Consider the following 13,584-nt stretch of genomic DNA (forward strand, 5'->3'; position numbering starts at 1 on the left):
TCTGTTCAGCGCAGCCCGTCCGTCAGCTCCTGCACCTCCCGGAAAAACCGGGACAGGTGGAAGCCGTCGGCCACGGCGTGGTGGATGTTCATGGTCAGCGGCATGATCAGCCGCCCCCGCTCCTCCTCATACCGGCCCCAGGTGACCACCGGGGCCAGGAACGTCCCCTGGTCAAAGACGTGGACGTCAAAGTGCCGGTAGCGCACCCACGGCAGGCAGGACACGTCGAAGAAGTTGGGCGGCTGGTGCCCAACCACGCCCCGGAGCTCCCCGTACCGCTCCCGATCCCGCAGGAAGCGGGCGTGGAAGACGGACAGCTCCCCGGCATACTCCGTCACCAGCTTGGTGAAGTTCTCATCCTCTCGGTGGAAGTGGGCATAGCTGGGGGAGACAAAGTCCCACCGGATCAGGTTCCCCGATGTGTCCCAGCCGTACTTGAACTCGTCGTGGGCGTTGATCACCCGGGACACCGCCCAGATCATGGCCGGGTAGAACTTCAGGCCGCGCCCCTTGACATACCGCACCAGCGGCGTCACGTCCATGTCCACGGTGAGGCTCATCACCACCCGCATGTGATCCAGATAGAACTGAAAAAGCCCACTCCGGCTCCATGCGCTCCGGTCAACAATATGGTAAGTTGGATTCATGTGGATTTCCCCTTTGCATATTTGTCTGTTTGTCAAACATGCAGGGCCGCGGGGATCACGGCGCTTGCTCCATGCAGGCCGGCCCGGTCAGGCCCCGCATGGAGCGGAAGCAAGGCCGCGCTTCATGTGCCCACCTCCTGAGGTTTTTTATCTTGCCGCGGCTGCAGACAGTCAGGGATGCCGCGCGTAGAAGTCCTTCAGCAGCTCCGCCAGGGCCTGGGGATTTTCTTCATTGACCACATGGCCGGTATGTGCGATGATCTGCAGCTCCGCGCCCGGGATGTTCTGAGCCAGGAACCGGGCGGATGGGAGATTCGCCCGATCCTTTTCCCCGCAGAGGATCAGGGCGGGGCAGCGGATGCCGCCCGCCCGTGCGCTGAAGTCCAGGTTTTTCATGGAGCTCCCCAGGGCAAAGGTATTCCTCTTGTCAAAGGCCATGGACGTGAAGACGGACTTGGGCAGGAACCGGAACACCGCATTTTGGAGGGCGAAAGACGCCCCGGGAACCTTGTGCGGCGTGCCGATCAGCACCAGCGTCCTCACCTGCTCCGGGTGCTCCAGCGTGTAGTGCAGGGCCAGGATCCCGCCCAGTGAGAGGCCGCAAAGATGGAAGGGCTCTCCCACCTGCGCGCAATAATCCGCAAAGGAGGCGCAGAGATTGGGGTAGCTGGCCTCCTTCCCCCCGAGGATGCCGGAGAGCTCAGGGCAAAGGACGTCCTCACGGCCGCCCAGACAGGAAACCGTCTTCTCCCAGCTTGCCGCCCTGTGCCCGGAGCCGTGAACCAGAATGATCTTCGCCATAAGCGCCCTCCTAGGTCAGGTATTTTGGCTTATTCTACCACATCCCCGGCCGGAATTCCAGCGCCGCCAGCGGGGCCGAACCGCACCGCGGCCCGCACCCCCTCCTCCGTGTTTTGGATGGCGCAGGACGCGCCGTGGCGCTCCAGAATCATGCGCACCAGGTAGAGGCCCAGGCCGCTGCCGCCGGTGCTCCGGCTGCGGGAGCCCTCCTCCCGGTAGAAGGCATCAAAGAGATGGGGCAGGGCGCCGTCGGAGATGTGGACGCCGGTGTTTTCCACCTCCAGAACGGGGACACCCCCCTCCGCCCGGACGGTGACGCGCACCTCGGCCCCCTCCGGGGAGTAGCGGGCGGCGTTGGAGAGCAGGTTGTCCACCGCCCGGCCCAGCAGGGCGGCGTCCCCCTCCACATACACGCCGGGGGTAAGGCGCAGCTCCAGGGTCATGCCCCGCTGCTCCAGCAGCTCGGCGTAGGCGTCCAGCCGGGCGGATACCAGGGCCGACAGCTCCAGCCGCTCCCGCTTCTCCGCCTCCGCCCCCGACTCCATGCGGGAGACCGAGAGGATCTCCCCCACCAGGGCCTCCATGCGGTTCGCCGTCCGGAGGGCGCGGGCCAGGTATCTGTCCCGATCCCGGTACACCCCCACCCCGTCCAGCATGCCGCCCAGCTGGCCCTTCAGGATGGTCACCGGGGTCTTCAACTCATGGGAGGCGGCGGCAAAGAAGGCCAGCCGGCGGCGCTCCTCCGCCCGGGCCCGCTCCATGTCGTCCCGCAGGGCGGCGTTGGCGGTTTTCAGCTCCGCCAGGGCGGCGGAGAGGCGCCCGGCCATCTCGTCCAGGCTGCGGCCCAGCAGGCCGATCTCGTCGGGGCGGCTCTCCCCGCACTTCCACTGGAAGTCCAGCTCCGCCATCTTCCCGGCGATGGCGCTGATGCGGACGATGGGCTTTGCCAGATAGCGGGAGTACCCCACCGCGCACAGCAGGGAGAAGGCCAGCAGGGCCAGGGCCAGCCAGGGGGCCACCCGGCCCAGGGCCTCCACCGCCTGGTTGGCCAGGCGGAACGGCGGGGTGACCAGCAGCTGGTAGGTCTCCGGCCGGTCGGCAAAGGTCACGTCGGCGGCCAGGGCCCCGGCCATGGTGGTGGTCACCACTCCCTTTGCGCGATCCAGCTGCACCTGGTAGTCGCTGCTCTCATAGGCGGCCACCGAATCGGACTGCTCCACGGCGGTAGTGACGGACACATAGAGGGAGCCCGTGTCCGCCGATGCACCGTCGGGGCTGGCCAGGGACACCGACGCCCCGCTGTCCCGGATAAACTCGTCCAGAATGGGGCCGGCGTCGGCCAGGTTGGTCTGGGCCAGCCGGGCGACCAGCCCGTCCACCTGGGTCTGGAGGCGCTCACTGACCACGGCGGTATAGGTGATGGGGGCGGCCCAGGCGATGAAGGCGAAGGTGAGCACCCCCGCCCCCAGCAGCAGGACAAAGGTGAGCAGAAAAATCCGGGCCGCCAGATGCTCACGGATGCTCTTTCGGAACACGATAGCCCACCCCCCGTACCGTCTCGATGCAGTCCACCCCCAGCTTTTTGCGGAGGTTCTTGATGTGGCTGTCCACCACCCGCTCGTCCCCGAAGAAGTCGTAGCCCCACAGCCTGGCCAGCAGCATTTCCCGGGTGAACACCCGGCCGGGGCGGGCCAGCAGCTCCCGCAGCAGCTCAAACTCCCGCAGGGTGAGTTTCTCCGGCAGGGGCTCCCCGCCCAGGCGCACCTCCAGGGCGTCCAGATCCAGGGTCAGCTCCCCATAGCGCAGCAGCTCGGCCCCGCCGGCCGACCCCGACACGCGGCGGAGCACCGCCCCGATCTTCCGCAGCAGCACCGGCATGGAGAAGGGCTTGGTCACATAGTCGTCAATCTCCAGATCAAAGCCCCGCAGCTGCTCCGCCTCCCCGTCCAGGGCGGTGAGCAGGATGATGGGCACCCGGGACTGGCGGCGGATGAGCTCGCACACCCCAAAGCCGTCCAGCTTGGGCAGCATCACGTCCAGCAGCACCAGATCAAAGTCCCCCCGCTGGATGAGATCCACCGCCTCAATGCCGTCCCCGGCCAGGGCGGTGTCGTACCCCGCGTCCCGGAGGTAGGCATCCAGCAGCTCCTGGATGTCCGCCTCGTCCTCCACAATCAGAATCCGTGTCATGCCATCAACTCCTGTGCCCACATCCTAACACACAATTGTGAATTTTGTGTGGAGAACCTCCCCCTTCCGGCGGGGAAGCGCAAAAACAGGCGGGGCGGCCCGCATGGGCCGCCCCGCCGCGCTGTTTCGGCTCCTACAGACGCCGCAGCCCCTCCCAGCAGGCCATGATGAAGCAGTGGGGGAGGAACTTGCTGGCTGCCCGCTGCACCAGGGCGGGCAGGCCGCAGGTGGTCACCGCCATCCAGCGGCTGTCCCGCAGGGCCCGCCGGGCCACGGTCTCCGGCCGGAGGGCAAAGGGAAAGCAGCGCACCGTGCGTCCGTTTTTGGTGTCCCGGGCCACGTCCATGAACTCGGTGCGGATCCACCCCGGGCACACCGCCGTTACCCGGATGCCCCGGGGGGCCGCCTCCCACCGGAGTGCCCGGCTGTACCGGAGCAGGAAGGCCTTGGTGGCGGCGTAGACGTTGAAGCCGGGCAGGGGCTGGAAGGAGGCGGAGGAACAGATCTCCAGCACCCGCCCGCCTCTCCCCATATGGGGCAGGACGGCGGCGGTAAGGGCCACGGCGGCCTTGCAGTTCAGATCCACCATGTCCGCCGTCTCCTGGAGGGTCATGTCGGCGTAGGTGCCGAACTTGCCGAAGCCGGCGGAGTTGATGAGCACCCGCACGTCCGGCCGCTCCCGCTCCAGCAGGGCGCGGAGGGCCTCCACGCTCTCCATTTTGGTCAGATCCAGGGCGATGGAGCGCATGGGGGTGCGCAGCTCCGATGCCAGGGCCTCCATCCGCCCCTCCCGGCGGGCCACCCCCCAGATCTCGTCCAGGCCGCCCAGCTGATCCAGGCGGCGGATGAAGGCCGCCCCCAGGCCGGAGGACGCCCCGGTTACCAGTGCGATATTCACGCCAATGCCTCCCTGCCGCGTTGTTTCCTCTATTTTACCCCCAAAAGGACGGCCCATGCAAGCCCGCCGGAGCGCAGAACAGGGAGTCCGGATCCTCTCCGGACTCCCTGTATCCTGTTCTACGGGCCTGTATTCAGGCGGCCGGAGCTCATGTTATCGTCTCATTCAAAACGCACCTAATATCTCGCTCATTTTGTCCCTCTCGCCCCTCATTCTGGTCAACAGCCATTTGATCCAATTCATCACGTTTTTCTCGTCTTTTCCTCATAAACTCCATCGACCAATCCCCAAAAGTGGGCAAAAAAGAAGGGAGCCTAAGGGTAAAACCTTAGACTCCCGTGCCATTTTCAGCGGGATGTTATGTCTGTTTTGGACGAGACACTGTCATGGAGTCTAAAGATATTTATCATTATATCATCACCGTCGGTCAGACGCAACCTATTTGATATGCGGGTTATCCAGAACCTCCCATGATATCTCCGATGCAAAGTGTATATCGTAAGATATCTATATTGCAAAGGAGTATCGTATATGACAACTATTCAGACATATGTACCATCGCCTCCAACGCCAGGCTTGGCCACAATTTACATTGTTCGTGTTCAAGAAACCGATGACTCTATTCTGCTGTATTACGACATTGCGCTTGGTCCATCAGCAGGCTATGCGTATTGTCTCTATCAAGTCACTGGTTTTTGGCCGTTGTGCTGGCGGATCACGAAAAAATCTGCTGGCGAATTTGTCCGGTGCTGTGCATTGAAAGCCATTCAGCGCAACCGCAGAAATGTAAAAGACCTGCTTGAGAGCGCTGATTCCTCGTTGGTTGTCTATTTAGATTGTGCAGATGATTCTAACAGTGATAGCATCCATATTTGTAGATCCTATCCCTTGGATATCAGCAAAATAAATCCTGATGACATTCGGATTAACGGTACAGTGTCTTGGGCCGAAGGATCACCAGAGAACATTCGAGCAAACTTGATGGCGGCTTACAATCCGAACTTGCCTTTGTTATTGATTAGCAAGGAGGAGAAGGCATCCCCCATGATAGATTGGGCGGCTAAACACCACGTCATTCTCTTGCCCAGCAAAATGGATTCCGGAGATTATCAGATGTTAGATGGAAAGTACATTGTAGACCGAAAATCTGACTTACTGGAACTTTTTAATGATTTTTGTATGCCAGATAATCGCCGTCGCTATGAAAACGCCGCTGTCAGGGCAAAAGGCCAGAGGAAGAAGTTAGTATATGTTGTTGGCACAAACGATGTCACCGATATCGATTCGCTGGAAGGTTGGTCTGCTCCAATTCCCGGGAAAAATAAGATCGCAGATGGAAATTCATTGGCTGCACACTTGCGGCGCTATCAGATGACTTTCCCACATATATCATTTGTCTTCTGTCCTTCGGATACTCTCTGTAAAACGATTTTTGAACAAGCCAACGGAAAAGCGTAGCAGGGCAACTCCTTCTTTGCTTCTCTGGAATAATAGTAGTATATTTCCACTATATAGCGAAAGAAGGTGAAAAATCAAAGATAAAATCACCCAATGCATAAAATTAACAAGTGGGAAGTACCCCTGATGGGTACCTCCCACTTTTGTTTTGCAAGGAACAGCCTTCTTCAATAACGTTTCCATCTGATAACCATTTGCTTGTTCTCTGATAAGGTGTCATGAGTTTGCGTAATGTAAGCAAATTGCAATGCAAGGAGCTTACATATGCAAAACTTTATGCCGCACTACAAAAAACAATCCTATGCAATCACCGCTGATGGCCTACAATTCCTGAAAGACTTTGGGAAAGTTTCGAATTACAATGGATATATTCAGATTGCTTTAAAAGATGATACAAAATTTAAAACTATCTGCTCTGTTTACCTACAGGATCTCGCTGACTATGTTTCGAAAATGGAACTGTATCCCTCAAAGAATTATTATCTAACAGCGACGTCCTTCACCAAGATTGAGCGGTCATATGAAACTATGTTTTCTTACAACGCCATCGTTATCGACATTGACTGCCATGTGAACTCAATTACAATGCAGGAGAGGGAGCGTTTAATTGATAACTTTATTTGGCGCTTCAACAATGACTGTGTACAATGCAAGGACTTAGACTCTCCTAACTATGTCGTGCTGACTGGACGCGGCGTACAACTTTGGTGGTTTCTTATCCCTGTATATGCGCCTCAGTTCAAGAATTGTATTTTAGATATTTCTGCCCATTTTACCGGTATTATTCAGAACTTGCTGGATGAATTCCAAACGGAACTGAGCGGCTTGGAAGTTGATGTAGCCGCCTCCAAAAATCCGATCGGCTTCTTTCGTATGCCGGGAAGCACGAATCCGATTGTGGGGAAAGAAGTATGTGTCCAGCATTTAAGTGATAAGCGCTTGGATCCCAAATCGTATCGAGATGAACATCTGCCGTTTACCTCCGAAGCGAAACAGACGGTCAGTAAAAAGAAGTATGTCGCCACAGCTCAGGATCAGAGTGAGTGGTTCGAACACCTTGTGGAGGCAGTCAAAAAAATTCGAGATCTCCGCGCCGCACCGATTGGGAGTGAACAACGGAATAACTTTATCTATCTTTTCTTTTGCCTCACAAAATCTATCTATCCTGTTGATGTGGCAATGAGCCTGACAGAGGAGTTTAATTTGGGCTTTCAGGTTCCGCTCAGACCGCAGGAACTGAAAAGCACGCTATCATCTGCAGTTCGGAAACACTATGTAATCGGGCCTAAAAAAATCATTGACCTTCTGAACGTCACCGACGAAGAAGCAAACCTGGTTAGTCTTATGTCTCCAAGCACCCATACCCATATCAGCAAATTGGAAGAAACAGGAAAAGTGAATCGCGATGCAAAAATTCTTAAAATGTACCTTGAGGGAGCCAAGCAAAAAGATATAGCAGCTGCCATCGGTGTTACGCGCCAGACAGTCAGTGCGGTGCTCAAGACTCAAAATGCCGAAGCCCTTCTTGTCGCCAAAACAAAACTTTTGTCTGACTCTGGCGTAAAAGCCAAAGAAATCGCCCAAAAACTGTGTTGCTCACTGCGAACAGTCACTTACCGTCTTTCCGCCGCCAAGGCCATGGATGAGTGCGATTTCGCCAAATGTGCAAAAATGTTAAAAAGTTGCCCCTATAATGGTTTAACTTTATCTCCCGCTCCCAGACAGGGGAAAACGACGGAGGCTGCACAGGCGGTAGTAGTTCACTTGGAAAGGTTTGTCCTGAAGTATCTGAAACGGGCCTCTCAGTCCGAAGGAAGTCTATGTCTGCCGGAGTCTGTGCTGGTTGAGCGAGTTATCGAATCTCGTAAACGGGCCAAGCCCGATGAAATCGTTATTACCTGCAAATCTATGGCTCAAAAGGGTATCATTAAATATGTGACAGATATAGGCAACACCAATTATCTTTATCTTCCGCAAAACTATGAACTGGAAGCAAACACTGCAAAAGGAATTTTAGCAGTGATTGGAGCAGAAAAGAAAACTGCCATTTCGACAGATGAAATCGTTCGCCTTCTTTTCTCTTATGAGTCCGAAAAGCAGATAATGCTCTCCATTGAGCAAAAGTCTGCAGTGGTTACTGCCCTTACCTCTCCTATGTGTATAATCACTGGCGGTCCAGGGACCGGAAAAACAGCTGTAACGGATGCGATTTGCTCACTGATTTTGAAACACAATCCGGGTTCTAAAATAAAGCTCTGTGCCCCAACGGGCAAAGCCGCAGTTCATCTTGCTGAGTCTACAGGACACCCTGCAACCACAATACATAGTTTGATACCTGCCCACTCTATAAAATGCGATTATCTCATCGTGGACGAAATGTCGATGGTCAGCACGGAACTTTTTAGCGCTCTAATCGAAAAAACTGCCTCAAGTGTACGAATTGTACTGATTGGAGATCCAGATCAGTTGCCCTGTATTGGGCTTGGGAATATTCTGCGTGACCTGATTGCATCAAAATGTATGCCAACGGTTACGTTAAAGACCCGCTTCCGTCAAAATGGCAACAGTGGTATAACCGAATTTACAGAGAATATAAGTGGACAAGCAGATTTCCGCATAGCATTATCCACCATTAGCGATTCCTTATCGTCCGATATCTCTTTCCGGTGTGCAGGCGGTTCCGTTGTATCAACCGTTTCTGATATTGTGACTGATTTAATAACACAGTATGGCGTAAGCACCAGTGAAATTCAGGTACTCACCCCGACAAAGAAGTGCGCCAATGAACTTAATATTCAACTGAGAAATATTCTCAATCATTCTGTATATGGACAAGCTCCAGCAGACCCGGAACTCCTCATGCCTGGTGATCGGGTAATCTTCTGCAAAAATGACTATAGCCGCAACCTTTTTAACGGTACAGAAGGTATCGTTAAAGAATCTAATCCTCAATATGTCACTATTGAATATGCCAATCATCATATTGTAAGACATACCATTGCAGAAATACAGAAGCGAAACCTCATTCTCTCATATGCGCTGACGATCCACAAAGCACAGGGCAGCGAGTATTCCACCGTCATTGTCCCCCTCGATGATTCAATGGACAGTATCCTTACTCGAAACTTAGTATATACTGCTGTCAGTCGGGCAAAAAAGAGATGCGTTTTGGTTAGTTCGAAAGCCACGTGGGAACGGGCTCTCCAGCGCACTCTGGAAGGAACCCATCGTTCGAGACTGTCGGTTCTGCTCAAGCAAAATCCAAACTAAAGAATTGAGTGTTTTCTCGTCAATATACAAAGCAATTATAGCTTTCAAGTTTTAAACCGCAACTCCGCTACTATTGCCTTGGCCTTTCACATTTTTTCAATGTAATTCACCAGGAAAGTATCTTTGCTCTGATATGTAACGCAAAATATGTATAGAATAAAAATGAGTTCACAATTCCAAAAGAGGCGGTAATTTTTGCAAAAGGGGTGGAAATGATGCTACCGGGTGAGGAAAGAATTCGTGACTGTGCCGCTACATATTACGCGGCCATAGAAAAGTATAATGCGGCAAGGCAAGAGATCAATCTACTCAAAAACAATCTTTATAATCTGGATTTTAGTGCCCGCATTCAAAATCTCGAGGATACTCTCCATGTGTTGGAAGACAGTATAAAACAACACTTTTCTATATTATCCCATGCCATTGCAACCATTCCCAATAAGAAGCACCAAGAAGTTATGGAAGATTTTCTTCTCTATAAAATGCCCAAGGCAAAAATAGCAGCAAATGTGGGATATAGTTACCGACACATATGTAGCTTGATTTCCCAATTTTGCTATCGCCATGTGAGTTCATTTGAAGGAGCGCAGGATGATGGGACAGGTTTCTAAACAAAAAGGAAAGCGCGGCGAACTTGACCTTGCACATGAGCTACGGAAACTCGGCGTTCCTAATGCTCGCCGGTCCCAGCAATTCTGTGGGACAGAGTCGAGCGCCGATATCGTTGGAGTCCCCATGGTACACATTGAGTGTAAAAGATCAGAAAGGTTATCCCTTTATGACGCATATAACCAGGCGGCAAAGAACACTGGGGATTCAGGGAATCTGCCGGTTTTGGTACATCGCCGCAGCCGTCTGCCGTGGCTTACAATTATGTCCCTGGACGATTGGATTAAATTATACAGGGCCTATATTATTCATTGCACGGATTTGTAGGCGAAAAAGTTGCCTGCGACAGCATAATTTTAACAAATTGTAAAGTAGCTTTGTGTAAGCTATTTTCGACAAACAAGAATATCACGTGTATGCTGTGTATCATAGCCGATAATGTCTACCGTTTCCTTCTGCGAACCTATGCTCAACTTGTAAGAATGGAAGCCATCGTCCTGTCGGACTTGGAACTCATATGTTTCACCTGCATCCAAATTGACGGTAGCACTTTCGCTGTAGCTATCCATGATGTTATTGTCGAGCTTATCCCACATCATCATACGGAAGCCGACACCACTCTTATACTCAGACAAATCGAAATGGTAGCGACCGGGAACAGGGGCGGTATCCCAATCCATGACACAATGGGCAGTATGTTGGTTCGTAACCTCGTCTATACCGCTGTGACTCGAACTAAGAAAAAATGTATTCTCATTGGCTCTCAGACCGCTTTAATTCGTGCCTTGAGTTATAGCGTTGATGGTCATCGCTCCATGCTGGCTACTCGGCGTCAAGGTATGAAGCAGTAAAATCAAGGTGTATGACCCAATCACGTTGTTAAACTCGGAAAATCAAGGACTCAAGAGTTCTTGCTGTGGGGCGTCTACATTTAATTTTGCTCTACATATTGAAATTTACAAGCAATTATTGCATTTTGGGATAAAATGTGATATAATACATTCAACAGTTGGGTGATCGCAACGGCGAGGCCCAACTGTTTTTATTTTACAAGGAGGATTTACCGTTACAAAGAAGATGAATTTACAAATGATGACCAAGGCGAGCGCTTGGGACAAAATATTCTGCGGTCTGTGCTTTTCTGCAGTTGTATGGCTCATAATCTGTTTTTTTTTCGGTATCATGCCTGCTATTGTTCAGCAAAATAGTATGGCCCCAACATATTGTGATGGCGACCTGATTCTGATGCACCGGCTGGATGAGGCCGAGCTCCCCAATCGAGGTGACGTAGTTACTTTTTTTGCCGAGCCTGGTAACAGTACGCTGTATGTGAAGAGAGTCATCGGGTTACCTGGCGACCAAATCCGAGCAGATGACGATGTATTAACAGTTAACGGTCGATTTTTTGATAACATTCCAGGAACCGGAAGTTGGATTGTCAATGTGCCAGATAAGCATATTTTTCGCTTGGGAGACAATCGAGCTTCCTCATATGATTGCCGCTACATGGGGTGTATACCTGTTGAGCAACTCTGTGCTAAAATTTTGTGATTCACCGCAAAAATCGTGATATTCCAAGTGGTATTCGTATATCATAAATCAACTTCACATGGAAGGTCGACGCCAGGTGAAAATCTTAAGAAAGGATGATCAACACAAGGGCCCACCAAGTACAGGACAACTCAATACATCTGATCACAAATAAGAAAGGCGACCTGGAAACAGGCCGCTTTTCTTATTAAAAATTTTCCACAATATCACAATACTTCTTGTAAAAAAAAACATTTATAATATAATCGTAGTTAGTAGAAAGGCATTTTGATGGAGGAACCAGAAATGAACTTCTCTTATTGGGATTGGAATTTGCCCTAAAACGTATGGAAATTGAGAAGCCTTAAATTATAAGACAGTATAGAGGGGGAAACCGTATGTCTATCATCAAATTTAAAATGTACGGCGGGGACCTGGAGATCACCGAGGGGGTAACTGTGGCCGAGTGCGAATACTGTGGCACCAAGCAGACGGTTCCCCGACAGAAACAGCCTCGAAACAAAGTTTACCTCCATCTAAGCAGATGCGAGATTATGCAAGCGGATGTGTTTCGCAGTTAACAGCTGAGCAAAAAGAGGCTATTCATGATTATACAAAGGGGATTCCTCCTTATTATAGAAATATAAATAGCGTTCTCATGGGCACTCAAAGTAACTATGATCTTGTTAACGAAGAACGATGTGAGTTTACATACAACGCTGAAAGAGACAAGAACGCCATGCGATATCACAGTGTGTCGTGGCTGCAGTGCCAGTGTATTAGGCGATTTGGTTCTGGCCTCTGATGATAATCTTCTTGGTGCGCTCTTCGCAGATAAAGGGTTCGCGAGCATGAGTATGTCTCGAGGATTAGCTTTCAAATAATGACATGCTTCTAGAGATTCATCTCCCAGCCGGTAGCTACGCAGCGAACATTGAAACGCTTAGCGCTGCGGGTAGATATGAAAAAGAAGTTTTGATTGATAGAGGTCAGTTATTCCAGGTTGCTGGTGTGCATAGGGACGAAAATGGCAGAAGAGTTCTTGAGGTCAATGCTATTAGGAGGTAATATGAGTAACGAACGATTTAACAATAATAAAGGCGATATAGAGTTCAAGCGATGCCAATGTGAATTTTGCAGATATAATTGCAAGGATGAAAACGGAATTGATAAGAAAACGTGTCCAAAATATCCGGATGGCAAGCCAGATGAAGTTCTGCAAACAAAAGTAAAGTGTCCCTTCTTGGACTTTCAAGCGATGTTACAGCGAAATGCACAAATCTTTCGAGGGATTCCTGGTTACAGAAAGTTTGATACTGTTCGTCGTTTACGAGGATTGTCTTCGGAAGAAAAATACTATATTAAAACTAAAGAGCAGCAAGAGTTCTTGCTGAAGGTCAGCAATATCCCTAACGCTCGAAAGATGGATGAAGAGCGGCTGTGGTTAAACTACCTTGAATCTAATGGAATATTAACAAATCGTGTTTTAGATTACGGTAGTTTCCATAGGCATCGGAGTGCCTATACGCTATTGTCTTGGATTCCTGGAATGTCTGTATCTGATGTTTTGAATGACGCAAACAACGACGTTTGCCTTCAATTAGGGTACAAGGCGGGGACGCTCTTGAGGCAGATTCATAAAATTAAGCCTCCCCAGCGCCTGTTACCGCAAGCGATGTCTCGTGTAATTGATGAATGTATTTTTAAGTTTTCCTGTGATGATGTATCCCTTGAGAAGTATCCATCAATGAATGTTTTTTTAGATTACCTAAAAAAACACAAGCATATCGATTTGCACGAAGAAACATACAGTATATTGCACGGCGATTTTCACACCGGAAATTTGATCTTTTATGACAATCGCATTTGTGCGATTGACTGGATACGTGGCGCATGCGGGAATCCGATTGACGATTTTGTTCGCAATATTGTAAACGGCTCTGAAAATCCTGCTTTCGCCTCCGCTCAAATTGATGCGTATTTTGACGGAAATGTTCCAGAATCATTTTGGCTTGAACTGGCTATTCTTACAGCGATACACGAATTAAAGATTACCGAATTTCAATTTCCAGACGCCAAAAATGGAGAAGCATTTGTGAGTTATCAGCACGGTCTTGTTGTGGACCAATATAATTCAATGCAGTTACTTATACCAAAATATTATTCCCATACATAGAGGAG

10 protein-coding genes are annotated in these 13,584 nt (G+C 51.1%); 5 read left to right on the top strand and 5 right to left on the bottom strand.

Translation table 11 applies throughout. From position 1 onward, the window contains the following. Nucleotides 1-5 precede the first annotated feature (5 nt). The 5 genes from B5E42_RS03845 to B5E42_RS03865 all read right to left on the bottom strand — a co-directional run bounded on the left by B5E42_RS03845 (nt 6) and on the right by B5E42_RS03865 (nt 4,536). Entirely contained in the window at nt 6-647 is a 642-nt protein-coding gene (locus B5E42_RS03845; protein ID WP_087236834.1) for a CatA-like O-acetyltransferase, read from the bottom strand. 171 nt (nt 648-818) lie between these two features. After that, a complete protein-coding gene (locus tag B5E42_RS03850; protein WP_087236835.1) occupies nt 819-1,448 on the bottom strand; it encodes an alpha/beta hydrolase in 630 nt (209 codons plus the stop codon). A gap of 29 nt (nt 1,449-1,477) precedes the next feature. Continuing rightward, entirely contained in the window at nt 1,478-2,983 is a 1,506-nt protein-coding gene (locus B5E42_RS03855) for a HAMP domain-containing sensor histidine kinase (protein WP_087236836.1), read from the bottom strand. Next, complete coding sequence (locus B5E42_RS03860) at nt 2,961-3,638, bottom strand: response regulator transcription factor (RefSeq protein ID WP_087236837.1); 678 nt, start codon at nt 3,636-3,638, stop codon at nt 2,961-2,963. The genes B5E42_RS03855 and B5E42_RS03860 overlap by 23 nt, the downstream gene beginning before the upstream one ends. Nucleotides 3,639-3,771: 133 nt before the next feature. Beyond that, complete coding sequence (locus B5E42_RS03865) at nt 3,772-4,536, bottom strand: SDR family NAD(P)-dependent oxidoreductase (RefSeq protein WP_087236838.1); 765 nt, start codon at nt 4,534-4,536, stop codon at nt 3,772-3,774. Between the two features lie 531 nt (nt 4,537-5,067). On the opposite strand from B5E42_RS03865, the gene B5E42_RS18675 reads away from it, so the two are divergent. The 5 genes from B5E42_RS18675 (at nt 5,068) to B5E42_RS03905 (ending at nt 13,579) form a co-directional block, all read left to right on the top strand. Continuing rightward, nucleotides 5,068-5,994 (top strand): hypothetical protein, encoded by a 927-nt coding sequence (locus B5E42_RS18675; protein ID WP_141242440.1) that lies wholly within the window; start codon nt 5,068-5,070, stop codon nt 5,992-5,994. 264 nt (nt 5,995-6,258) lie between these two features. Then, a complete protein-coding gene (locus B5E42_RS03875; RefSeq protein WP_087236840.1) occupies nt 6,259-9,264 on the top strand; it encodes an AAA family ATPase in 3,006 nt (1,001 codons plus the stop codon). A 212-nt stretch (nt 9,265-9,476) separates the two neighbouring features. Next, a complete protein-coding gene (locus B5E42_RS18680; RefSeq protein ID WP_162613897.1) occupies nt 9,477-9,875 on the top strand; it encodes a hypothetical protein in 399 nt (132 codons plus the stop codon). Between the two features lie 1,087 nt (nt 9,876-10,962). Next, complete coding sequence (gene lepB, locus B5E42_RS03890; RefSeq protein WP_162613898.1) at nt 10,963-11,424, top strand: signal peptidase I; 462 nt, start codon at nt 10,963-10,965, stop codon at nt 11,422-11,424. A gap of 1,048 nt (nt 11,425-12,472) precedes the next feature. Then, on the top strand, nt 12,473-13,579 hold the full coding sequence (locus tag B5E42_RS03905; RefSeq protein WP_162613899.1) for an aminoglycoside phosphotransferase family protein: 1,107 nt from the start codon (nt 12,473-12,475) through the stop codon (nt 13,577-13,579). The last annotated feature ends 5 nt before the right edge of the window (nt 13,580-13,584 follow it).

Origin of the sequence: Flavonifractor sp. An10 (assembly GCF_002161215.1) — a bacterium.
GTDB classification, from domain to species: Bacteria; Bacillota; Clostridia; order Oscillospirales; family Oscillospiraceae; genus Flavonifractor; species Flavonifractor avistercoris.